General features: G+C 66.3%; 20 protein-coding genes. 3 read left to right on the top strand and 17 right to left on the bottom strand.

The window, feature by feature from the left end; genetic code table 11:
- Positions 1-6: 6 nt before the first annotated feature.
- The 16 genes from BSY239_RS01575 to BSY239_RS01500 form a co-directional block, all read right to left on the bottom strand.
- Positions 7-813, bottom strand: a complete 807-nt coding sequence (locus BSY239_RS01575) for an acyl-CoA thioesterase (protein ID WP_069045290.1) — start codon at positions 811-813, stop codon at positions 7-9.
- A 98-nt stretch (positions 814-911) separates the two neighbouring features.
- Positions 912-2,120, bottom strand: a complete 1,209-nt coding sequence (locus BSY239_RS01570; RefSeq protein WP_069045289.1) for an acetyl-CoA C-acyltransferase — start codon at positions 2,118-2,120, stop codon at positions 912-914.
- Complete coding sequence (locus BSY239_RS01565; RefSeq protein ID WP_069048706.1) at positions 2,117-2,539, bottom strand: endonuclease domain-containing protein; 423 nt, start codon at positions 2,537-2,539, stop codon at positions 2,117-2,119. Before BSY239_RS01565 ends, BSY239_RS01570 begins: the two co-directional genes overlap by 4 nt.
- A gap of 126 nt (positions 2,540-2,665) precedes the next feature.
- Entirely contained in the window at positions 2,666-5,065 is a 2,400-nt protein-coding gene (locus BSY239_RS01560; protein WP_069045288.1) for a 3-hydroxyacyl-CoA dehydrogenase/enoyl-CoA hydratase family protein, read from the bottom strand.
- Positions 5,066-5,096: 31 nt separating this feature from the next.
- On the bottom strand, positions 5,097-5,534 hold the full coding sequence (locus BSY239_RS01555) for a DUF2147 domain-containing protein (RefSeq protein WP_069048705.1): 438 nt from the start codon (positions 5,532-5,534) through the stop codon (positions 5,097-5,099).
- A gap of 34 nt (positions 5,535-5,568) precedes the next feature.
- The gene (locus tag BSY239_RS01550) at positions 5,569-7,365 is read right to left on the bottom strand and encodes an acyl-CoA dehydrogenase C-terminal domain-containing protein (protein ID WP_069045287.1); all 1,797 of its coding nucleotides are present in this window, start codon (positions 7,363-7,365) and stop codon (positions 5,569-5,571) included.
- 43 nt (positions 7,366-7,408) lie between these two features.
- Complete coding sequence (locus BSY239_RS01545; RefSeq protein ID WP_069045286.1) at positions 7,409-8,116, bottom strand: TetR/AcrR family transcriptional regulator; 708 nt, start codon at positions 8,114-8,116, stop codon at positions 7,409-7,411.
- Positions 8,117-8,237: 121 nt separating this feature from the next.
- Positions 8,238-8,930 (bottom strand): ligase-associated DNA damage response endonuclease PdeM, encoded by a 693-nt coding sequence (gene pdeM / locus BSY239_RS01540; protein WP_069045285.1) that lies wholly within the window; start codon positions 8,928-8,930, stop codon positions 8,238-8,240.
- Between the two features lie 29 nt (positions 8,931-8,959).
- A complete protein-coding gene (gene slmA / locus BSY239_RS01535; protein ID WP_083239754.1) occupies positions 8,960-9,652 on the bottom strand; it encodes a nucleoid occlusion factor SlmA in 693 nt (230 codons plus the stop codon).
- 132 nt (positions 9,653-9,784) lie between these two features.
- Positions 9,785-11,236 (bottom strand): ATP-binding protein, encoded by a 1,452-nt coding sequence (locus BSY239_RS01530; protein ID WP_069045284.1) that lies wholly within the window; start codon positions 11,234-11,236, stop codon positions 9,785-9,787.
- Between the two features lie 19 nt (positions 11,237-11,255).
- A complete protein-coding gene (locus BSY239_RS01525; RefSeq protein ID WP_069045283.1) occupies positions 11,256-11,948 on the bottom strand; it encodes a response regulator in 693 nt (230 codons plus the stop codon).
- 2 nt (positions 11,949-11,950) lie between these two features.
- Positions 11,951-12,850, bottom strand: coding sequence for an acetylglutamate kinase (gene argB / locus BSY239_RS01520; RefSeq protein WP_069045282.1), 900 nt, complete (start codon positions 12,848-12,850; stop codon positions 11,951-11,953).
- Between the two features lie 102 nt (positions 12,851-12,952).
- Complete coding sequence (locus BSY239_RS01515) at positions 12,953-14,056, bottom strand: M14 family metallopeptidase (RefSeq protein ID WP_069048703.1); 1,104 nt, start codon at positions 14,054-14,056, stop codon at positions 12,953-12,955.
- Positions 14,053-15,270 (bottom strand): M20 aminoacylase family protein, encoded by a 1,218-nt coding sequence (locus BSY239_RS01510; protein ID WP_069045281.1) that lies wholly within the window; start codon positions 15,268-15,270, stop codon positions 14,053-14,055. Before BSY239_RS01510 ends, BSY239_RS01515 begins: the two co-directional genes overlap by 4 nt.
- A 128-nt stretch (positions 15,271-15,398) precedes the next feature.
- Positions 15,399-16,631 carry an ABC transporter substrate-binding protein gene (locus BSY239_RS01505; RefSeq protein ID WP_069045280.1) on the bottom strand — a complete coding sequence of 411 codons (1,233 nt, stop codon included), beginning with the start codon at positions 16,629-16,631 and terminating at the stop codon, positions 15,399-15,401.
- Between the two features lie 321 nt (positions 16,632-16,952).
- Positions 16,953-18,104 (bottom strand): ABC transporter substrate-binding protein, encoded by a 1,152-nt coding sequence (locus tag BSY239_RS01500; protein ID WP_069045279.1) that lies wholly within the window; start codon positions 18,102-18,104, stop codon positions 16,953-16,955.
- A 95-nt stretch (positions 18,105-18,199) separates the two neighbouring features.
- Between BSY239_RS01500 and BSY239_RS01495 the strand changes: the two genes are divergently transcribed.
- Genes BSY239_RS01495 through BSY239_RS01485 form a run of 3 tightly spaced genes read left to right on the top strand, consistent with a single transcriptional unit; the run spans position 18,200 to position 21,686 of the window.
- Entirely contained in the window at positions 18,200-20,242 is a 2,043-nt protein-coding gene (locus BSY239_RS01495; protein ID WP_069045278.1) for a molybdopterin-containing oxidoreductase family protein, read from the top strand.
- Between the two features lie 8 nt (positions 20,243-20,250).
- Positions 20,251-21,342, top strand: coding sequence for an aminopeptidase (locus BSY239_RS01490; RefSeq protein ID WP_442905756.1), 1,092 nt, complete (start codon positions 20,251-20,253; stop codon positions 21,340-21,342).
- A 20-nt stretch (positions 21,343-21,362) separates the two neighbouring features.
- Entirely contained in the window at positions 21,363-21,686 is a 324-nt protein-coding gene (locus BSY239_RS01485) for a polyhydroxyalkanoic acid system family protein (RefSeq protein ID WP_069045276.1), read from the top strand.
- Positions 21,687-21,713: 27 nt separating this feature from the next.
- On the opposite strand, the gene BSY239_RS01480 is transcribed toward BSY239_RS01485, so the two are convergent.
- The gene (locus BSY239_RS01480) at positions 21,714-21,968 is read right to left on the bottom strand and encodes an acyl-CoA-binding protein (protein WP_069045275.1); all 255 of its coding nucleotides are present in this window, start codon (positions 21,966-21,968) and stop codon (positions 21,714-21,716) included.
- Positions 21,969-22,176: the final 208 nt, after the last annotated feature.

Raw genomic sequence — 22,176 nt, 5'->3', positions numbered from 1 at the left:
TTCTGATCAGCCCTTGAAGTACACCACCTGGTGCGTGGTGGCCAGCAAGTGGCCGGCTTCGTTCCAGACCTGCGCGGTCTGGTCGAAAAAGCCGTTGCGAAATGCCTGGGCCTGCGCCTGCCCTTTCAGCCAGCCCGCGCCGGCAGCGGCCAACTGCGCGGAGCCGGCGTGGAAATACACCGTCATCGACACCGTGCCCGCCGGCACCCGCGTGGCGCGGCGCAGCCACACGCGTGGGTAGAACACGTCGGCCATGGCGGCGAGGCTGCAGAAGTCCAGTGGGCGCGCGGGTTCGTCGCGCATCCACAGCGTGGTGCGGCTGGCGTCACCACCGCCGTCCCACGCGGTGGGAATCGCGCCTTCGGTGATGCGGATGTCATAGCGTTTGACCCATTCCACCGGCGCCGCCATGTTGGGCTTGCCCACCGCATCGGGCGTGGGCATGTCGGGCGCGGCCAGTTCGTCCACGCTCCACGTGTCGCGACGCGCAGCGGTGAGCGCCGTGCCGGTGAGCACGGTCTCGCCAGACTGCACGATCTCCACCACCCAGTGCTGGGTGGATCGGTTGCTGCGGGCGGCTCGGGCGATCACTTCAAACGGGCCGTCGGCCAGCGCCGCGGCGTAGTTCACCGTGAGCGCCACCGGCTCGCCCAACAGGTCCGGGTGTTGCAGCACGGCGCTCAGCGCGGTGGCGGCCGTGACACCGCCGAACGGGCCAACCATGTTGGCGTAGGCGGGTGAGGTGTTGCCGGTGAAGCGCCCGTCGCCGAGCGGTTGCAGGGCGATGGCTTGATCAAAAACATGAAGCGTCATGGCGACGTGTCTCCTTCCAGTGGCGCCGCGGAACCGGCTTTGCCGGGCCGCTGGCGCCGCCCCTGGGGGTGACGCGAAGCGGCGCGGAGGAGGCGTGTTTACACGCGCTCGATGATCCCGGCGGCCCCTTGGCCCATGCCCACGCACATCGTGACCATGCCGTAGCGCTTGTTGTGGCGCTTGAGCGCGTGCACCACGGTGGCTGCGCGGATGGCACCGGTGGCGCCCAGTGGATGGCCCAATGCGATGGCACCGCCCATGGGATTCACCTTGCTCGGGTCCAGGCCCAGCGTGTTCATGACGGCGAGCGACTGCGCGGCGAAGGCCTCGTTGAGCTCGAACCAGTCGATGTCGTCCTGCTTCAGACCGGCGTATTTCAGCGCGGCGGGTATGGCTTCGATCGGGCCCACACCCATGATGTGCGGCGGCACGCCACGGCTGGCGTAGCTCACGAAACGCGCCAGCGGTGTGAGGTTGTAGCGCTTCAGGGCGGCTTCGCTCACCAGGATGAGCGCGCCCGCGCCATCGCTGGTCTGCGAGCTGTTGCCGGCGGTGACCGAGCCGCGCGCGGCAAACACGGTGCGCAGCTTGGCCAGGCCTTCGAGCGAGGTGTCGGGCCGTGCACCTTCGTCCAGGCTCACGGTGCGGGTGGTGGTGGTGACGTCGGCGCTCTCCAGATCGACGCTGCGTTCGGTCACTTCCACCGGCGTGATCTCGTCGGTGAACTCGCCGTTCTTCATGGCGAGCACGGCGCGCTGGTGCGACTGCACGGCGAACGCGTCCTGCGCGTCGCGCGAGACCTTCCACTGCTGCGCCACCTTCTCGGCCGTGAGGCCCATGCCGTAGGCGATGCCGTAGCTCTCCACGTCGTCGGTGTTGGTGAAGATGGTGGGCGAGAGGCTGGGCGAATTGCCCATCATGGGCACCATGCTCATGCTCTCGGTGCCGGCCGCGATCATCACGTCGGCCTCACCCACGCGGATGCGGTCGGCCGCCATCTGCAGGGCCGACAGGCCCGAGGCGCAGAAACGGTTGACGGTGATGCCGCCCACGCTGTGCGGCAGCCCGGCCAGGATGGCACCGATGCGCGCCACGTTCAGGCCCTGCTGCGCTTCGGGAATCGCGCAGCCGCAGATGATGTCTTCAATGGCCTTGGGGTCCAGCGTGGGCACCTGGCTGAGTGCGGAGCGCAGCGCAAGCGCCAGCAGGTCGTCGGGCCGAAGGTGCTTGAAGGAGCCCTTGTGCGAACGGCCGATGGGGGTGCGGGTGGCGGCGACGATGTAGGCGTCTTGGATCTGTTTGCTCATGGGTTCGCTCCTTGTGCGGTGTCTGGCCCTTTCCCCCTCTGGGGGAAGGCCGGGATGGGGGCAACGCCCGCCAACATGTTGAGTTGATGAAGGATGGCGCACAGCACGCCATCGAGGTTCTGAAACGGTGCGTTCGACGGGAAGCGCATCACGGCAAAGCCCTGGGCCTTGAAGAACGTGTCCCGTGCAAGGTCGTAAGTCTGGTTGTCGGCATGCTGCGAGCCATCGAGCTCGATGATGAGCTTCGGTTCAAGGCAGGCAAAGTCGGCGATGTAGTTGCCCAGTGGATGTTGGCGCCGGAGCTTGAAACCCAGTTGTTCACCCCGAAGCCCCGACCACAGCTTGCGCTCGGCGTCGGTCATGTCCCGGCGCAAGGCGCGGGCGTTGACTCTGGCTTTGGGGGTGGCTTGGTTCTGCATGGTTGCTTGCTGGCGAAGAGCCCCCATCCCTACCTTCCCCCAGAGGGGGAAGGGGTCAACCGGGATCCGCTCCTTCCCCCTCTGGGGGAAGGCCGGGATGGGGGCACGCACACCGAAGACATCACCTCAATTCCGCACCGGCTTGCCCGTGTTCAACATCCCCAGAATCCGCTCCTGCGTCTTGGGGTGCACGATCAGCGAGCAGAAGGCCCGGCGCTCCAACGTCATCAGGTAGTCCTCGTTCACCAGCGTGCCGGGCTCCACGTCGCCACCGGTCACCACGTTCGCGATCAGCGACGCAATGTGGAAGTCGTGCTGGCTGATGAAACCGCCGTCGCGCATGTTGACCAGGCTGCCCAGGATGGTGGCCTTGCCGTCGCGGCCGGCCACCGGGAACAGGCGTTTGTGCGGTGCGCGGTAGCCCCCGTTGAACAAGGCCTTCGCTTCGTTGATGGCAACAAACAGCAGTTCGTCCTTGTGCGGCACGATCACGTCCGAGTGCAGCACGAAGCCGAGCTTGCGGGACTCCAGCGCGCTGGTGCCGACCTTGGCCATCGCCGCGGCGGTGAAGCCTTCGGTGAGGAAGGGCAGCAGGTCTTTGCCGGTGGACGTTTCCGCGTTCTCGGCCGCGCGGCGGGCGATGTAAGTGAGACCACCGGCGCCGGGCACGAGACCCACGCCCACTTCCACCAGGCCGATGTAGCTCTCCATGTGCACCACGCGGCGCGCGCTGTACACGGCCAGTTCACAACCGCCGCCCAGCGCCAGACCGCGCACGGCACTGACCACCGGCACGTTGGCGTAGCGCAGGCGCAGCATGGTCTGCTGCATGAAGCCTTCGGCGTCTTCGATCGCACTCACACCCACGGCCATGAAAGCCGGCAGCATGGCTTGCAGGTCGGCGCCGGCGCTGAAGGGCTCGTCGCCCGACCAGACCACCAGGCCCTGGTATTCCTTCTCCGCCAGGTCCACGGCGGCCATCAGGCCTTCGCAAACCTCGGGGCTGATGGCGTGCATCTTGGTCTTGATGCTGGCGATCAACACCTGCTCGTCCAGGGTCCAGATGCGGATGGCATCGTTCTCTTCGATCGTTGTGCCAGCGGTCTCGAACTTCGGGCCGGCTTCGCCGAGCAGCAGCTCGGGGAAATGCTGGCGCTGGTAGACCGGCAACTGCAGGCGGCCCTGGAACTCGCCGGTGGTGGGGTTCCACGAACCCTGCGCGGTGTGCACGCCACCCGCTTCGGCCACCGGGCCCTTGAACACCCACTCGGGCAGCGGCGCGCTGCTCAGCGCCTTGCCCGCGTCGATGTCTTCCTGAACCATCTTCGCCACGTCCAGCCAGCCGGCTTCCTGCCAGAGCTCGAACGGACCCTGCTTCATGCCGAAGCCCCAGCGCATGGCCTGGTCCACGTCCCGCGCGGTGTCGGCGATGGTGGCCAGATGCACGGCGGCGTAGTGGAAGCTGTTGCGCAGAATCGCCCACAAGAACTGGCCCTGCGGCCCTTCGGCGTTGCGCAGCAGCTTCAGGCGTTCGGCGGCCGGGCGCTTGAGCATGCGGCCGTACACCTCGTCGGCCTTCTCGCCGGCGGGCACGTAGTCTTCACTCTCGAGATCGAAACGCAGGATGTCGCGGCCGACCTTCTTGAAGAAACCAGCCTTGGTCTTCTGGCCCAGGTTCTTGAGCTCCAGCAGCTTGGCCAGCACCGGCGGCGTGCCGAAGCTGCCGTAGAACGGATCGGTGTCGATGCTCAGGTTGTCCTGCAGCGTCTTGACCACATGGGCCATGGTGTCCAGGCCCACCACGTCGGCGGTGCGGAAGGTGCCGCTGCTGGCGCGGCCCAGGCGTTTGCCGGTGAGGTCGTCGACCACATCAAACGAGAGGCCGAAGTTCTCCACCTCTTTCATCGTGGCCAGCATGCCGGCGATGCCGATGCGGTTGGCGATGAAGTTGGGCGTGTCCTTGGCGCGCACGACACCCTTGCCCAGACCGCTGGTGACGAACGTCTCCAGGTCGTTGAGGATCTGTGGCTCGGTGGTTGGCGTGGCGATCAGCTCCACCAGCGTCATGTAGCGCGGCGGGTTGAAGAAGTGGATGCCGCAGAAGCGCGGCTTGATCGCCTCGGGCAGCACCTCGGACAGTTTCGTGATCGACAGGCCCGAGGTGTTGGACGCGACGATGGCGTGCGGTGCGATGAAGGGCGCGATCCTGGTGTAGAGGTCGAGCTTCCAGTCCATGCGCTCGGCGATGGCCTCGATGATCAGGTCGCAGTCCTTCAACTGCTCCATATGCTCTTCGTAGTTGGCCTGGACTATCAGGTCGGCATCAGACGCCACGCCCAGCGGCGAAGGCTTGAGCTTCTTGAGGTTGTCGATGGCGCGGGTGACGATGCCGTTCTTCGGGCCTTCTTTCGCAGGCAGGTCGAACAGCACCACCGGCACCTTGACGTTGACCAGGTGCGCAGCGATCTGCGCGCCCATCACGCCCGCGCCGAGCACGGCGACTTTTTTCACTTGAAATCGGTTCATTGTTTTTCCATGTTGACTGGACGAGGTGCGCTCACTCCACCCGGAGCCACACCTGTGTGCGGTAGAACGGGCCGATGTAGCCGCGCATCTCCAGCTTCTTGCCGTCTTCCACCGGCTTGAGGCGCGTGCGGTAGACCTTGCCGTTGTTGGGGTCGACGATGGTGCCGCCCTCGAACACCGTGGCATCGCCTTCGCTGGCCTTCAGGCCGCGAAGGATGGTCATGCCCAGCACCGGCTTGTCCTTGCGGTCGTCGGTGCACTTGTCGCACACCGCGTCCTGCTTGCTGTCGGGATCCAGGAGCTTCTCGATGGTGCCGCTGAAGACCCCGTTGGTCTCCTTGATGCGCACCAGGGACTTCTCTTTTTTTGTGTCGTCGTCGATGGTCTTCCACAGGCCCACCGGCGACATCTGCGCGAACGCGGACAGCGAGGCCAGCAGCAGGGTGGTGCTCAGAACGGTCTTGATCATGGAAGTCTCCTGGTGGTGGTCGGCCAGCAATGGTTTACGCCAGCGCTGCGTCCGTGTCCATCAGCACCTTGCTGCCCGAACGCGCGGTGCGCATCAGCGTCGCGGTCTCGGGGAACAGCTTGGCGAAGTAGAAGCGTGCGGTCTGCAGTTTGGCCACGTAGAACGGGTCGGTGTTGCCTGCCGCGATTTCGCGCAACGCTACCTGCGCCATGCGGGCCCAGAAATAGCCGAACACCAGGTGGCCGGCGACGCGCAAGTAGTCCACCGCGGCAGCGCCCACTTCGTCGGCGTTCTGCAGGCCCTTGAAGCCGATTTCGGTGGTGAACTTCGTGATCTGCTCACCCAGGATGGCCAACGGGTTGATGAACTCGGCCATCTTCTCGTTGACGCCCTCTTCTATCACCAGCGCGCCCACCAGCTTGCCGAACTTCTTGAGCGTGGCGCCGTTGTTGCCCAGCACCTTGCGGCCCAGCAAATCCAGGCTCTGGATCGTGTTGGTCCCCTCGTAGATCATGTTGATGCGGGCGTCGCGCACGAACTGCTCCATGCCCCATTCCTTGATGTAGCCGTGGCCACCGAACACCTGCTGGCATTGCGTGGCGGCATTAAAGCCGTTGTCGGTCAGGAAGGCCTTGGTGATGGGCGTGAGCAGCGAGAGCATGTCGTCGCTGTCCTTGCGCACCTTCTCGTCGGGGTGGTTGTGCACCTTCTCCAGCAGCACCGAACAGAAGATGGCCAGTGCGCGGCCGCCTTCGGCGTAGGCCTTGGCGGTGAGCAGCATGCGGCGCACGTCGGGGTGCACGATGATCGGATCGGCTGGTTTGTCCTTGGCCTTGGGGCCCGTCAGGCTGCGCATCTGGATGCGGTCCTTCGCGTAAGCCAGTGCGTTCTGGTAAGCCACTTCGGTCAGGCCCAGCGACTGGTTGCCCACGCCCAGGCGCGCGGCGTTCATCATCACGAACATGCCCTGCATGCCCTTGTTGGGCTGGCCCACCATCGTGCCGATGGCGCCATCGATGACGATCTGCGCCGTGGCGTTGCCGTGGATGCCCATCTTGTGCTCCAGGCCGCCGCAATAGATGCCGTTGCGCTCGCCCAGCGTGCCGTCCTTGTTCACGTTGAACTTGGGCACGATGAACAGGCTCACGCCCTTGATGCCCGGAGGCGCGTCGGGCAGGCGTGCGAGCACCAGGTGGATGATGTTCTCGGCCATGTCGTGTTCACCGGCGCTGATGAAGATCTTGTTGCCGGTGAGCTTGTAGGTGCCGTCGGGTTGTGGCTCGGCCTTGGTGCGCATGAGGCCCAGGTCGGTGCCGCAATGCGGCTCGGTCAGGCACATGGTGCCGGTCCACTCGCCGCTGGTCATCTTGTGCAGGTAGGTCGCTTTCTGCTCGTCGGTGCCGAAGGTGTGCAGCGAAGCGTAGGCGCCGTGCGTCAAACCCGGGTACATGGTCCAGGCCTGGTTGGCCGAGTTCATCATTTCGTACATGCACTGGTTCACCACCAACGGCAGACCCTGGCCGCCGAACGCGGGGTCGCACGAGAGCGCCGCCCAGCCACCGTCCACATAGGTCTTGTAGGCTTCCTTGAAGCCCTTGGGCGTGGTGACTTCGTGCGTCTTCTGGTCGAGCTTGCAGCCTTCGGTGTCGCCGCTGATGTTCAGCGGGAAGATCACCTGGGAGGCGAACTTGCCGCCCTCTTCCAGCACCGCGTTGATGGTGTCGGCGTCGATGTCGGCATGGGCCGGGATGGCCTTGAGGTCGTCGGTGACCTTGAGCACTTCGTGCATCACAAACTGCATGTCTCGCAGGGGCGGGTTGTAAACGGGCATGGGGAAACTCCTGTGCTGGGTTTGCGAAAAAACGAAAGGGAGATCAGCCCTGCGTGCGTGCAGCGGCTGGCGATCTGGTGGCGGTCTTGCGGGGCGCAGGTGCCTGCGTGTTGCCGAAGCGGGTAACGATGTTCTCGAACGCGCGCACGGCGCGGCTGGCCGAGTCGGGGCTGCGCAGAAAGCGCGCCTCGTAGTGCAGCGCCAGGATCAGCGCGTGGATTTCGAAGGCCATCTGCGCGGCGTCGGTGTCGGGCGCCAGATGCCCCTCTTCAATCGCGATGTCGACCGCGCGGCGCATGGCCGAGAGCCAGGTGTTGACCGAACTCGCGAGCGCATCGCGCACCGGGCCGGGCCGGTCGTCGAACTCGACCGCGCCGCTGATGTAGATGCAGCCCGAATCGATCTCGACCGAGGTGCGCTTCATCCAGTTGTCGAACAGCATGCGCAGGCGCGGCAGGCCGCGCGGCGCATTGATCGCGGGGTAGAACACCTCTTCTTCAAAGCGCGTGTGGTACTCGCGCACCACCGAAATCTGCAGTTCCTCGCGCGAACCAAAGTGCGCGAACACGCCCGACTTGCTCATCTGCATGACCTCGGCCAGCGCCCCGATCGACAGGCCTTCCAGCCCGATCTGCGTGGCCAGACCCAGCGCGGCATCGACGATGGCGGCTTTGGTCTGCTGGCCTTTTTGCAGCGGCTTGTGGGCCGAGGAGTCGGCGCGGGGACGGCGGGCGGAGGGGGTGGTGCTCATGCGGGGCGGGTGGGTTTTCCGAATAATCGAACGGTCGTTCTATTTTTACCGCAAAACCCGGCCCGTGCGCACCTCCAGCGCTTTTTGTGGGGACTTTGTTTAGGCCTGAGGCCCTAAAAACTCAGCGCAGGTTCTCGGGCACTTCACGCACCGCCTCGTCCGCCACCGCCCACACCCGGTCACCCGGGCGCTGCTGGATGGGGTGCATGCCGGTGAAGTCGCCGAAGGCGGGCAGCACAACGACCGCGTGGTGCGCCGGGTCGCCGAACCAGAAACAGGGCAGGCGCAGGCGCTCGCGCGCGCCGCCTCTCAAACCGATGCAGGGATGCCAGTGACCAGCCAGGGTGTAGGCGCCAGCCACGGGCTGCGGTTCGTGGCTCAGGGCCCAGGGCCCCATCACCCAGGGTTCTGTTTGCAGTTCGATGCCCCATTCGGGCGGCGGATCGCCTGCGGCGCGGTCGTGGTTGCCGCGCACCAGGTGCACACGCAGACCGGGGCACCTGCCACGCCACCCGGTCAATGCCTGCCCGACCACGGCATTGAGCTCCGGGCTTCGCCCGCGAGCGGCGTGCAGCAGGTCGCCCAGGCACACGAGGTGTTGCACCGGTGTGTCGCCGAGTGAAGTGAGTGCGTCACCCAGGGCTTGCAGCGTGGTGGCGGTGGAACCGGCGGGCACCGGCACACCGAGGCGGCGAAAGCTCGCGGCCTTGCCCAGGTGCACGTCGGCCACCAGCAAGGCGGCGTGGTCGGGGAGGAAGGCTGCGCCTGAAGGGTGCAAGCCGATCGACAAACCAGCGCCCACATGCGCTGGCACCCAGGGCGCAGGGAGTGGCTTGCGTTCGGTCAGAGCCGCGTCACCGGCAGCAGCAGCGCCAGGCTGTGTTCGAGGTTTTCGCTGGGCGGGCGTTTGAAGCCGCTGCGCGCGAACCGCTGCAATCGGCCGACACAGAAAGCTGTGATCACCGAAGCGTCGGCCTGCGCATCCACCGTGGGGGTGGCCACGCCGGCCACCACGGCCGCTTCGCGCAGGTTCTGCTTCAGCACCGATTCGATCTTGTCGAAAAACAAATTCATGCGTTGTTGCAGGCGCTCGTTCTCGAACACCAGCGCATCGCCCACCATCACGCGCGTCATGCCCGGGTTTTTTTCGCCGAACTGCAGCAGCAGCGTGACGAGCTTGCGGCTGCGCGCATTGGCATCGGGTTCACGTTCACCGAGCTGGTTGACGAGACCGAAGACCGATTGTTCGATGAACTCGATCAGGCCTTCGAACATCTGGGCCTTGCTGGCGAAGTGGCGGTACAGCGCGGCCTCGCTCACATCAAGCCGCGCCGCGAGACCGGCGGTGGTGATGCGCTCGGCACCGGGCTGCTCCAGCATGGTGGCCAGCGCTTCCAGGATCTGCACGCGGCGCTCGCCCGGCTTGGGCCGTTTGCGCGCGCCGTGGTCGGCCTGGGCCGCAGCTTCGATCACGCTGGCGGCTTCAAGGGCGGCGGCGTCTTCCGGCGAAGGAGACTCGGGAGCGTTGGTGGTCATGGGCAGGCGGTCCGATCGGTGTGAGCTGATGGGTGCTGGTGGCCGCAGTGCCGGCCCGAGTTGCATGTTCTGTTACGAATTTTCGCACACCGACGCTGTGGCACACACCCAACGGGGGCGGGGTACCCGATGTCAGTGGGTGATCGCATCCAGCGTCACGCGAACGCGCAGTCCGCGGCCCTCGGCGCCGTTGTCCAGCTGCAGGTGGGTGGCGTGCACGCGCGCGATCTCGTCGGCGATGGCCAGGCCCAGCCCGTTGCCCTCGCCTGCGGTGCCGGGCACGCGGTAAAAGCGCTGCAACACGCGCAGGCGCTCGCCAGCCGGAATGCCGGGTCCGTCGTCTTCGACCTCGATCCACACCCGCTTGCCCTGAAGCGTGGGACCGGTGCCGCAGCGCAACGTGATGCGTCCGCCCGGCGGGGTGTACTTCACCGCGTTGTCCACCAGGTTGATCAGCAATTCGCGCAGCAGCCAGGCGTGGCCGAGCGTCTGGGCGGGTTCGATCTCCAGGCCCAGGTCCATCTGCTTGCTGCTGGCGGCGTCCAGGTAAAGGCCGAGGATGTTCTCGCACAGCTCGGCCAGGTCCACCTGTTGCAAGGCTTGGGCATCACCGCCCATGGCATCGACCCTTGAGAGCGCCAGCAGCTGGTTGGCCAGCTGCGAGGTGCGGCGCGTGGCATCGCGCAAGCGCAGCACCTGGTCGGCACGCAGGCTGAGCATGTCGCCCCCGCCCAGGCTGCGCGCGGCCTGCGCCCAGGCCTCCACCTGCGATTGCAGGCCCGCCAGCGGCGTGCGCAGCTGGTGCGCAGCGTCGGCCACAAAACGCCGCTGCGCTTCGGTCTGCGCATTGACCAGAGCGAACAAGCGGTTGAGCGAGTCCACCAAAGGCTGCACCTCCACCGGCGCCGTCTCGGCACTGATCGGGCTGAGGTCGCGCGGTGATCGGCGCTCCACCGCCTGCTTCAGATCGATCAGGGGACGCAGCGCGCGCGCCACGCCCCAGGTGACGACACCCGCCGCCACCAGAAAGAGCACCAGGTTGGGCAGCATGACCCGCATGAGCACCGAACTGGCCCAGTGCTGCTGCGCGTCGGACCCGTCCGCCAGCAGCACGATGAGGTCACCCGCGGACGATCGCGTGCGCTGCGCCACCACCCGGTAGGTCACGCCACCTTCCACCACGCTCAGGAATTCGGCGCCGTCGGTGGCGGGCAGCACGGTGGGCAGCCAGCGCTCACCCAACAGCAGGATGCCTTGCGCGTCGAACACCCCAAAGGCCGCGAAGCCCTGACGCTCACGCAAGAACTCATCCACCGGAGGCGCCAGCAGCAGGGCCAGCGCGGGGGCGTCCAGCACATCGCTGGCGCTGAGCAGCGGTTCATCGAGCGAGGCCGGTCCACGCGCGGCGATGTCCATCACCACCACCGAATCGGCCAGCAGCGGCACCAGCCGCAGCAGGCGCTGGTCCTGCTGCAGGGCGGCGGTGCCGGCGCTCTGGAAATGGAACACCACACTGACCGCGCCGATGAGCGCAATGGTGATGAGCAGCAGCACCAGCAGGCGCCGCTGCAGCCCCCAGATCATGCCGGGGGCGGGTGCGCCCTCAGGTCGGGGCCACATCGCCGGTGGCCACGGTCATCTCCAGCCGGTACCCGAACCCCCGGATGGAGCGAAGGCACACGCCGGCCGGCTCCAGCCGGGCGCGCAGGCGCGAGATGTAGACCTCGATGGTGTTGGGCGTGATCTCCTTGTCCCACCCGGTGAGCGCCTGCAGCAGCTTGTCCTTGGCGGCGGGCTTGGGTGCCAGCAGCAGCAGGTACTCGAGCACGGTCCACTCGCGCGGGCCCAGCTCCAGCGGCTCGCCCGCGAGCGTGATGCGGCGCAACGCCGTGTCCATCTCCAGCGGACCAAAGCCCAGCACGGCTGAGGTCGCGGCCTGCGATCGGCGCAGCAAGGCGCGCAGCCTCGCCAGCAACTCGGGCAGCTCGAAGGGTTTGACCATGTAGTCGTCGGCCCCGAGGTCCAGACCCTGCACACGGTCGTGCAGCGCGTCGCGCGCAGTGAGGATGAGCACCGGCATCTGCAAGCCCGAGGTGCGCAGACGCCGCGTGAGCTCCAGGCCGTCGATGCCGGGCAGGCCGATGTCGACGATGGCAAGGTCGAAGCTGTCGCTCTCCAGCGCACGCTCGGCGCGCTCGGCGCTGGGAACCCAGTCCACGGTGTAGCCGGCGTTGCACAAGCCCAGCTTGACACCGCTGGCCACCATCACGTCGTCTTCGACCAAAAGCAAACGCACGGTCAGTGGCTTTTGATCATGGTGCCGAAGGGCTCGTTGCCCAAAACCTCCAGCAGCAGCGCATGCGGCACGCGGCCATCGATGATGTGCACCGCGTTCACGCCACTCTTGGCCGCGTCCAGCGCGCCGGCGATCTTGGGGATCATGCCGCCGGAGATGGTGCCGTCTTCCACCAGCTCGTCGATCTGCCGGGGCGTGAGTTCGGTGAGCAGCTGGCCATCCTTGTCGAGCACGCCACGGATGTTGGTGAGCATGAGCAGCTTCTCGGCCTGCAGCACGGTGGCGAGCTTGGCGGCCACCACGTCGGCATTGATGTTGTAGCTCTCGTTCTGTTCACCAAAGCCGATCGGGCTGACCACGGGGATGAATTGGTCGTCCTGCAAGGCCTTCACGACGCTGGGGTCGATGCTCACGATGTTGCCCACCTGGCCCACGTCGTGTTCGAGGCTGGGGTCCTTCTGGTCGGTCATGCGCAGCTTCTGCGCGCGGATCATGGCGCCATCACGCCCGGTCAAACCAACCGCTTTGCCGCCAGCCTGGTTGATGAGGCCCACGATGTCCTGCTGCACCTCCCCGGCCAGCACCCACTCCACCACCTCCATGGTCTCGGCGTCGGTCACGCGCATGCCCTGGATGAACTGCCCTTGTTTGCCCAGGCGCTTGAGCAGCGTCTCGATCTGCGGTCCACCCCCGTGCACCACCACCGGGTTGATGCCGACCAGCTTGAGCAGCACCACGTCTTCCGCAAAGTCCTGCTGCAGGGCCGGGTCGGTCATGGCATTGCCGCCGTATTTGATGACCATGGTCTTGCCGTGGTACTTGCGGATGTAGGGCAATGCCTGGGCCAGGATTTCGGCCTTGTCGCGGGGGGGGATGGTGGTGACGTCGGGGGGGGTGGTCATGGGCTTGGGCTTTCGTTGTTCCGAAATTGTAGGCTTCACACGATGTGTCTTGTCCCCGAGGCTGGCCGGGTTTCGGCCCGGCTCACCACGTCAGCGAACACATCACGCAGAAGAAGAAAGTCCGTCCACAGCCTGAAACAAAGCCTGCCGCGCCTGCACAACGATGCGCGCCTTCCACTCATCCGTGTCCACATGGAACGCCGCCAGCAACCGCGCCTTGATCGCGGCACGCAATGCCTCGGGCGCATCCGGATGCAGGAGCAGCCAATGGTCTCCCCGCAGGGCGTCGATGACCTCTTCGATCGGCACCGTGCCGTACTCCATGGCGATGCCCGTGTACTGCGCCCGCGGACATTCCTCGTAGGCCACGTTCCACATCAGACCGGTCAACAGGGCCGAGGTGGAGGAGCCGTCGTAGATCGACGTGACCGGGGTCTGGCCACCGCCACCCCACCAGCTGCGCGCGCGCTTGAGCGCGACCACGTCGTCGCGGCAGGCACAGATGCGTTCGCCCAGACCACTTTCGCCCAGGCCGGTGTGCAGGTCGATCCACGCCAGGTGGCGGGCTTGCTGGCCGTGATGGCGCAGCACCTGGCGCAGCGTCTGGTTGCTCCAGGTGGCTTCAACACCGCCGAAAAACAAACCGTCTGCAAACGCGTGCTGACCTTGCGACACCGCGGCCTGAAAGCGGGTGAGACCATGAGACTGGATGTAGGCGCCGATGGCTGCGGCGTTCTCCGCACCAGGGGGCCATTGCGCGGGCAAGAGCAGTTCGTGCAGCTCGGCATAGGCTTCGTTGACGGGCAACGGCTGGCTGAAATCCTGGAAGTTGCGGTTGAGGTCGACGTTCTCGTGCGTCACGCGCCGCACCCACGAGAAACCGTGGGGGTTGAGCGCATGGATATAGAGCACGGCCACCCCGGCCGTGCGCGCGTGTTCGCGCCATTCGGCGTCTTGCGCGGCGAACACCTGCACGCCCGAACCGCAGTAGCCCTCCACGCCATGGCAGGCGCTGCTGACGATGAGCAGGCGTTCGGCGGCGGGGTCGCCGTCGAGCGCCACGTCCATCGCGAGCACCTCACCATCGCGACCGGGCAGCGGGTGCTGGTGGCTGCTGATGGCCATGCCGGCGGTGGCGGCCGCTTCCAGGAACTGCACCCGGGCCCGGGCGTACGACGGGGAGAAAGCGTCGCTGGGTGCGATCAAGCCGCCACCCCGGGGCGTGGGCGGCTCAGCCACTTTTCGGCCAGTTGCACCCAGTAGGTGGCGCCCAGCGGGATCAGGTCGTCGTTGAAGTCGTAGCTGGGGTTGTGCAGCATGCAGGGGCCGCCACCATGGCCCATTTCGCGGTGCGCGCCGTCGCCGTTGGCGATGAAGGCGTAGCAGCCCGGGCGCGCCTGCAGCATGTAGGCGAAATCTTCCGCGCCCATGGTGGGCTCCTGCTCCACCACCCGGTCGGCACCCACGATGTCGGCCATGACCTCGCGCGCAAACGCGGTCTCGGCGGCGTGGTTGATGGTGGGCGGGTAGTTGCGCTTGAACTTGAACTCCACCGTGGCACCAAAGGCCGCGCTGGTGTGCTCTGCCACTTCCTGCATGCGACGTTCGATCATGTCGAGCACCTCATACGTGAAGGTGCGCACCGTGCCCTGGATCTCGCAGCTGTCGGGCACCACGTTGGTGGCCTCGCCGGTGTGGATCATGGTGACCGAGATCACGCCGGCGTCCACCGGCTTCTTGTTGCGCGAGATGATGGTCTGGAAGGCCATGACCATCTGGCAGGCCACCGGCACCGGGTCGATGCCGTTGTGGGGCAGTGCGGCGTGTGAACCCTTGCCGCGGATGACGATGTGGAACTCGTTGCTCGACGCCATGACCGGGCCGGCGCTGGCAGCGAACGTGCCCACCGCCATGCCGGGCCAGTTGTGCATGCCGAACACCGACTCCACCGGGAACTGCTCGAACAGGCCGTCCTTGATCATTTCGCGCGCGCCGCCGCCGCCCTCTTCGGCCGGCTGGAAGATCAGGTAGACCGTGCCGTCGAAGTTGCGGTGCTTGGCGAAATGTTGGGCCGCGCCGAGCAGCATGGCGGTGTGGCCGTCGTGGCCGCAGGCGTGCATCTTGCCGGCGTGCTGGCTGGCGTGGGCAAAGGTGTTGTGCTCCTGCATGGGCAGGGCGTCGATGTCGGCGCGCAGGCCGATGGCGCGACCGCAGGCACCGCCATCACGGCCGTGCACGATGCCCACCACACCGGTGGTGCCCATGCCGCGGTGCACCGGAATGCCCCACTCAGCGAGTTTGGCCGCCACCACGTCGGCGGTGCGCACCTCCTTGAAACAGAGTTCCGGGTGGGCGTGGATGTCGCGTCGCACGGCGGCGATGCCCGCAGCCTGCGTGAGGATCGAGTCGATGAGTTTCATGGCGGTCTTTGTGTGCCGTGGCAACGGCGAAAACGACAAAGGTCCATGGTAGCCACGATCCGCTCGGCGGCGGGGCCACGCGCGCGACAGCCCCAGGGTCCAATGGGTCGATCGGAGCCCTGGGCCGCTCACTCCTTGCGTCGAATCACGCTCGCGCGGGCCGCATCGTCCTTGTAGACATAGGCGCGCTCGCCGCCCTGCCAGGTGCCCAGCCACAGCATGTTGGCCGAGATGGCGTCGTGATCGGTGTTGCTGAACGGGCGGTCGTAGGTCGTGACCACGCCGCGGTAAGGCTGCTGCAGGTTCTCCAGCGACTGCTTCAGGCCCTTGCCGGTGATGTTCCCCTTGGTGAGGAACATGGCACGCAGCAGCAGGTGCACCGAGTCGTAGGTCTGTGCGGCCGACATCATGGAGCCGATGGGGCGTTCCTTGGAAATCTTGGCGTAGCCGCGCAGGAAGGTGCTGTTGCGTTCCATGAAGGTGTTGGGCAACACGGTCTGCACCACGAACGTCCCCTCGACCGCGCCCTTGGACGCTTCAAAGGCCGACGCGTGCGACAAGCCCCAGGGGCCGTACTGCGGCACGTTCCAGCCCGCCGCGGCGCGGCTGGCGGAGATCACGCCCTGCTCGGGGCCCACGGTCCAGCCGATCAGTGCGTCAGCACCGGAGTCCTTGAGCTGCTTCATCTCATCAGTCAGGGTTTTCACACCCACCTTGAAGCGCACGACGATCTGCGGCTTGAGGCCCACGGCCTGCAGCGCCGCTTCCAGGTCTTTGAGGCCGCCGTCGCCGTAGCCGGTGCTGTCCACCAGCAGCGCCACCTTCTTCAGGTTGCGTTTGACGATGTCGGCCACCAGAAACTGCGACTGGAGCTGGTCGCGCGCCGAGGTGCGGAAGATGTAGCTCTCGGCCGCCGGGTACTTGGCGGTGATGGCGGTGCCGGTGGCACACGGCACGATCAGGATGTGCTGGTTGGCCTGGAACACATCGAGGGCCTTCATGGCCACGCCGGTGTTGCAGAAGCCCACGGTGGCCGCCACCTTTTCGGTGAGCACCAGGTCTTCCGCGTGTTTGAGACCGGCGTCGGGGTTGGCCTGGTCGTCACGGATCACCAGCTCCAGCTTGCGCCCGAGGTAACCCCCCACGGCGTTGATCTCGTCCACCGCCACCTGCGCCCCCACCCGCGCGCTGTTGCCCATGTCGGACGACCCGCCGGTCAGCGGCAGGATCAGCCCGAGGCGGATGAGTTTGGGGTCTGGCGCGACCGGCGCAGCGCTGGCGGGAGCGGGCGCCTGAGCCCAGGCGGGAGCCAGGACAAGCGACAGGACAAGCGCCACCACAGGGCGAACGGACAACTGCATGAATAGCCTCCTGAGCGGATGAGATGTTCATCAACCAACTCGGAACAGGCTACAGCGCAACACTTTGGGAAGGCAATCGGGCGAAACGCGCTGTGGGGAATCGACACCGCTCGTCGCGGCGCAAGATTGCGCGGAGGGCAGTTACCTCAAACCCAATAACTTCATCTTGAAAACCACCAGCAAACAGATACCAAAGCATCTGTTTTCACATCGGCACCAACATCGGTTTTGCCAACGCCCCGGTGGCGCCATCTGTGCACGCAGCTGGCCCCCACGCCGCACAAGTGACGCAAGCGAGCAACGCGTTATTCCAGCCATCGGTTACCGGCGGATGCGCCCGTCTTCGGTGAGCAGCGTGAGCTCCACAAACTTCGAGCCGGTGTGTTTGTTGGCCCCAAAGTCCACCGGGAAGCCGCCGAAATTGACGTTCTGCATGCCCTGCACGGCGTTGATGAAGCCCTCGCGCGTGAGCGACCTTCCTGCGCGGCGCACGCCTTCGGTGAACACCTTGGCCGCCACAAAACCTTCCATGCCCGAGTAGTTGGGCTCCACGCCGCGTTTGTCCTTGATGGCCGCGAGGTACTCGCCCGAGAGCGGCGTGGCCGGCGTGTAGGGAAAGGGCATCACCTGGCTCACGGACACGCCCCGCGCTTCGGCACCGAGTTCGTCGATGAGGGCCTGCGTCCCCACAAACGACACGTTGTAAAAGTTGCCGTTGAAACCAGCCCGGCGCGCCTGGCGCACAAACGTGGCCACCGCCTTGTAAGCCCCGATCTGCACGATGGCCTCCGGTTTCAGGGCCATGATGTCTTTCACCGCCTGCGCCACCTCGATCGTATTGCGTTCCACCGTGCCCAGGGCCACAGGCTCCAGGCTCAAGGCGGTCATGGCCCGGGTGACACCCTCCAGACCTGTCTTGCCGTAGGCGTCATCCTGGTAGAACACCGCGATCTTCTTGATGCCGGTGGAGGTGATCTGGCGCACGATGGCGGCCGTCTCGTCGAAGTACGAAGCGCGCACGTGGATGGCGTAGCGGTTGAACGGCTCGCGAAGCGCCTGCGCACCGGTGAAGGGTGCAAAAAACGGCAGCTTGGCCGTGGAGGCCAGCGGCAAGGCGGCCAGACTGGTGGGCGTGCCGATGTAGCCGAACAGCGCAAACACGTCGTCGGCAATGAACTGGCGCGTGTTGGCGGCGCAGCGCTCGGGCTCGTAGCCGTCGTCCAGCCGTTTGATCTCGATCGTGCGGCCGTTGACCCCGCCCTTGGCGTTGACCGTGTCGAAGAACGCCTGCGCGCCCAGGTGGAACTGCAAGCCCAGCTGCACGGCCGCGCCGGTGAACGGGGCAGACTGGCCCAGCACGATGCGGGTGTCGCTCAGGGCGGCACTCTGCGCGCCGACCCGGGCCCCCCACGACGCCAGGGCGCCCGAGCCGACCAACTTGCACACTTGGGACAAGGCTTCACGACGCTGCATGCAGATACTCCTGATATGCTGATTTGGGAACCCCGCAGGGTAAAGCAAGCACCCTGCCAACACCGAGCAACCCGGACACAGATCCTTTCCTTCCGATGAACTCCACCGTGCACACGATCCGCGGCGCCTGCCCCCACGATTGCCCCGACACCTGTTCCCTCGTCACCACAGTGGAGAACGGTGTGGCGCTGCGCGTGCAGGGCAACCCCGAGCACCGACACACCGACGGTGCGCTGTGCACCAAGGTGTCGCGATACACCGAGCGCACCTACCACCCCGAGCGCCTGCTGCACCCCCTCGTGCGCACCGGTCCCAAGGGCAGTGGGCAGTTCAAACGCGTGGGCTGGGACGAAGCGCTGGACCTGATTGCCGCGCGCCTGCAAGACATCGCCGCGCGCGACCCGCAGGCCATCGTTCCCTACAGCTACGCCGGCACCATGGGCCAGGTGCAGGGCGAGGGCATGGCGGCGCGTTTCTTCCACCAGCTGGGCGCCTCACATCTGGACCGCACCATCTGCGCCTCGGCCGGCGGCGAGGGGCTGGTCCAGACCCTGGGTGGCAAGGTCGGCATGAAGGTGGAGCACTTTGCCGACTCCAGACTCATCGTGATCTGGGGAAGCAACTCCATCGGCAGCAACCTGCACTTCTGGCGCCTGGCCCAGCAGGCCAAACGCAAGGGCGCGCGCCTGGTGTGCATCGACCCGCGCCGCTCCGAAACGGCCGAGAAGTGCCACGAACACATTGCCCTGCGCCCGGGCACCGACGCCGCGCTGGCGCTCGCGCTCATGCACCAGCTCATCACGCACAACTGGCTGGACCACGACTACATCGCGCAGCACACGCTGGGCTGGGAGGGCCTGCGCGAGCGTGCGCTGCAGTGGCCACCCGAGCGCGCCGCCGAGGTGTGCGGCATTCCGGTGCAGCAGATCACCGATCTGGCACGCGACTACGGTACGACGAAACCCGCCGCCATTCGCCTGAACTACGGCATGCAGCGCGTGCGCGGTGGCGGCAACGCGGTGCGCGCCGTGGCCTGCCTGCCGGCGCTGGTGGGCGCCTGGCGCGAGCCCGCGGGCGGCCTGCTGCTGTCCAGCTCGGCGCAGTTCCCGGTGAACCGCACCGCCCTGCAAAAGCCCGAACTGCTGGCCGGACGCACGCCACGCACCATCAACATGAGCACCATCGGCAACGACTTGCTGAACCCGGGCTCGGCGGCCTTCGGCCCGAAGATCGAAGCGCTCATCGTCTACAACAGCAACCCGGTGGCGGTGGCGCCCGAGTCGGGCAAGGTGGTGCAGGGCTTCCTGCGCGAAGACCTGTTCACCGTGGTGCTCGAACACTTCCAGACCGACACCGCCGACCATGCGGATGTGATCCTGCCGGCCACCACGCAGCTGGAACACTGGGACATCCACACCAGCTACGGCCACACCGATGTGCTGCTCAACCGCCCGGCCATCGCACCCGTGGGCGAGGCCCGCACCAACACCGACATCTTCCGTGCACTGGCCGCGCGCCTGGGTTTTGACGACCCGTGTTTTGCCGACGACGACGAGACCCTGTGCCGCACGGCGTTCGGCACCAAGGTGGATTTCCAGACCCTGCTCGACCAGGGCTTTGCCACCCTGCCCATTCCCGAAGCGCCCTTTGCCCACGGCGGCTTCCCCACACCCTCGGGCCGCTGCGAATTCTTCAGCGCCCGCCTGGCCGCGCAGGGCCTGGACGGCCTGCCCGACCACCTGCCCAACCACGAGCTGGCGGGAACCTCGACCGCCTTCCCGCTGGCCATGATCTCGCCACCAGCGCGCAACTTCCTCAACTCCAGCTTCGTCAACGTGCAAAGCCTGCGCGACATCGAAGGCGAACCGCTGCTGGAAATCCACGCCGACGACGCGCAGCAGCGCGGCATCGAGACCGGCCAGATGGTGCGCGTGTTCAACGACCGCGGCGAGTACCGCTGCAAGGCCAAGGTGTCCACGCGCGCACGGCCGGGTGTGGTCAACGGCCTGGGCATCTGGTGGCGCAAGCTGGGGCCCTCGGGCACCAACGTGAACGAAGTGACCAGCCAACAGCTCACCGACATGGGCCGCGGCCCGGTGTTTTACGACTGCCTGGTTGAAGTCGCCGGCGTGGGCTGATGGCGGTCATGAGCAAGCTGCTGGTGCTCACCCTCGTGGCCCTGCTGGGCGCGGGCTGCGCCAGCAACACCACCGGCGTGGGTTACTACTGGCAGTCGGTCACCGGGCACCTGCAGCTGATGAAAGCGGCGCGGCCAGTGGACGACTGGCTGGCCGACGAAGCTGCGCCCTCCCTGCTCAAACAACGGCTGCAAAACGCGCGCCGCATCCGCGCGTTCGCGGTGAGCGAACTCGCCCTGCCCGACAACAACAGTTACCACCGCTACGCCGACCTGCAGCGCCGCGCGGCCGTCTACAACGTGGTGGCCGCACCCGCGCTCTCGCTCACACTGGAAACCTGGTGTTTTCCGGTGGCGGGCTGCGTGGGCTACCGCGGCTACTTCGCTGAAACCGACGCACGCGCCTTCGCCGACAGCCTCGACCCCCAACTGGAAGTGGCCGTCTACCCGGTCCAGGCCTATTCCACGCTGGGCTGGATGAACTGGGCCGGCGGCGACCCCCTGCTCAACACCTTCATCACCTACCCCGAGGGTGAACTCGCGCGCATCGTGTTTCACGAACTCGCACACCAGGTGGTCTATGTGCAGAACGACACCGCCTTCAACGAGTCGTTCGCCACCACGGTCGAGCGGTTGGGCGGCGCGCGCTGGCTCGCCCGCTCAAACGACCAGGCCCGCGCCGACTACGCCACCTTCGACAATCGCCGCCGCGCGTTTCGCGCACTCACCCGCGCCACCCGCGAGCGCCTGAAGGCGATCTACGAAGACGCCGAGCTGCCGGACAACACCAAGCTGCAGCGCAAGGCCGTTGTCATGAACGACTTCCGCCAGCGATACGCCGAGCTGAAAGCCGGCTGGAACGGCTATGCCGGCTACGACCCCTTTGTGGCCCGCGCCAACAACGCCAGCTTTGCCGCGCAGGCCGCCTACGACGAATGGGTGCCCGCGTTCGCGGCCTTGTTCGAACGCGAGGGCCGCGACTTTGCGCGGTTTTATGATGCGGTTCGCGCGCTGGCCCGCCAGCCGAAAGACGAGCGCCAGGCAGCCCTGCGCGAGTTGGCGCCCACCGCCCTGGCCGCCAGTGACACGCCCCGCCCCTGACAACAACACCGAGAGACACCATGGCCGACATCCACATCGAACGCGATCACCAACTCGGCATGGGCGGCGCACGCAAGCTCGCCTGGCGCTGGGCCGAACAGGCCGAAAGCGACTTCGACATGAGCTGCACCTACGAAGAGGGCGACGACTGCGACGAGGTGCAGTTCACCCGCTCGGGTGTGAGCGGCACGCTCAAGGTGTCGGCAGACAAGTTTGAACTTGATGCACGCCTGGGCTTTTTGCTGGGCGCATTCAAGGAGCGCATCGAGGGCGAGATCGTCAAGAACCTCGACGAACTGCTGGCGGCGAAAAAACCCGCCGCCAAAAAGAAAAAGGCCGGTTGAACAACCGGCCTTGCGCCCAGCTGAAACTCAGCTGAGTTCCTGGATGAGGTCGATGTACTGCTGCATCGCGTCGTCCTTGCCCGTGCCCTTGAAGCCGTTCCACGCGTCCCACTTGGCGCGCCCGACCATGTCTCCAAAGCCAGGCTTCTTGCCCTCCACATCGCCCTCGGTGGCCTGCTTGTACAACGCGTAGATTTTCAGCAGCGTGGCGTTGTCGGGGCGCTCGCTGAGGTTCTTGGAATTCGCCACCGCGGCGTCGAAAAGGGCTTTGAGATCGGCCATGTGTGCTCCTGTTGTTGAAATGAACCACCTCGGCAACATGCGCCGGGCTAAGGGCTCTCCCGCTATCTTACGGTCGAGCGCCTCTGCACAATAGGTCCAAAGGCCAAGACCCGCACAGCCACCCGAGGAGCATCCATGGTTCAACGCGTTGCCGCTCGCAGCGGCACCCCTGCGGGGCGCTCCAGTCGCCCCCCGGCACCCCGCAAGG

Source organism: Hydrogenophaga sp. RAC07, assembly GCF_001713375.1.
In the GTDB taxonomy this organism is placed as follows: domain Bacteria; phylum Pseudomonadota; class Gammaproteobacteria; order Burkholderiales; family Burkholderiaceae_C; genus Hydrogenophaga.
This window is presented reverse-complemented; position numbering and strand designations above follow the sequence as displayed.

What these genes read in the sequence shown, in the direction of transcription:
- BSY239_RS01575 (WP_069045290.1), bottom strand. Translation starts at nt 813, where the DNA reads ATGACGCTTCATGTTTTTGATCAAGCCATCGCCCTGCAACCGCTCGGC.
- BSY239_RS01570 (WP_069045289.1), bottom strand. Translation starts at nt 2,120, where the DNA reads ATGAGCAAACAGATCCAAGACGCCTACATCGTCGCCGCCACCCGCACC.
- BSY239_RS01565 (WP_069048706.1), bottom strand. Translation starts at nt 2,539, where the DNA reads ATGCAGAACCAAGCCACCCCCAAAGCCAGAGTCAACGCCCGCGCCTTG.
- BSY239_RS01560 (WP_069045288.1), bottom strand. Translation starts at nt 5,065, where the DNA reads ATGAACCGATTTCAAGTGAAAAAAGTCGCCGTGCTCGGCGCGGGCGTG.
- BSY239_RS01555 (WP_069048705.1), bottom strand. Translation starts at nt 5,534, where the DNA reads ATGATCAAGACCGTTCTGAGCACCACCCTGCTGCTGGCCTCGCTGTCC.
- BSY239_RS01550 (WP_069045287.1), bottom strand. Translation starts at nt 7,365, where the DNA reads ATGCCCGTTTACAACCCGCCCCTGCGAGACATGCAGTTTGTGATGCAC.
- BSY239_RS01545 (WP_069045286.1), bottom strand. Translation starts at nt 8,116, where the DNA reads ATGAGCACCACCCCCTCCGCCCGCCGTCCCCGCGCCGACTCCTCGGCC.
- slmA (WP_083239754.1), bottom strand. Translation starts at nt 9,652, where the DNA reads ATGACCACCAACGCTCCCGAGTCTCCTTCGCCGGAAGACGCCGCCGCC.
- BSY239_RS01530 (WP_069045284.1), bottom strand. Translation starts at nt 11,236, where the DNA reads ATGATCTGGGGGCTGCAGCGGCGCCTGCTGGTGCTGCTGCTCATCACC.
- argB (WP_069045282.1), bottom strand. Translation starts at nt 12,850, where the DNA reads ATGACCACCCCCCCCGACGTCACCACCATCCCCCCCCGCGACAAGGCC.
- BSY239_RS01510 (WP_069045281.1), bottom strand. Translation starts at nt 15,270, where the DNA reads ATGAAACTCATCGACTCGATCCTCACGCAGGCTGCGGGCATCGCCGCC.
- BSY239_RS01505 (WP_069045280.1), bottom strand. Translation starts at nt 16,631, where the DNA reads ATGCAGTTGTCCGTTCGCCCTGTGGTGGCGCTTGTCCTGTCGCTTGTC.
- BSY239_RS01500 (WP_069045279.1), bottom strand. Translation starts at nt 18,104, where the DNA reads ATGCAGCGTCGTGAAGCCTTGTCCCAAGTGTGCAAGTTGGTCGGCTCG.
- BSY239_RS01495 (WP_069045278.1), top strand. Translation starts at nt 18,200, where the DNA reads ATGAACTCCACCGTGCACACGATCCGCGGCGCCTGCCCCCACGATTGC.
- BSY239_RS01490 (WP_442905756.1), top strand. Translation starts at nt 20,251, where the DNA reads ATGAGCAAGCTGCTGGTGCTCACCCTCGTGGCCCTGCTGGGCGCGGGC.
- BSY239_RS01485 (WP_069045276.1), top strand. Translation starts at nt 21,363, where the DNA reads ATGGCCGACATCCACATCGAACGCGATCACCAACTCGGCATGGGCGGC.
- BSY239_RS01480 (WP_069045275.1), bottom strand. Translation starts at nt 21,968, where the DNA reads ATGGCCGATCTCAAAGCCCTTTTCGACGCCGCGGTGGCGAATTCCAAG.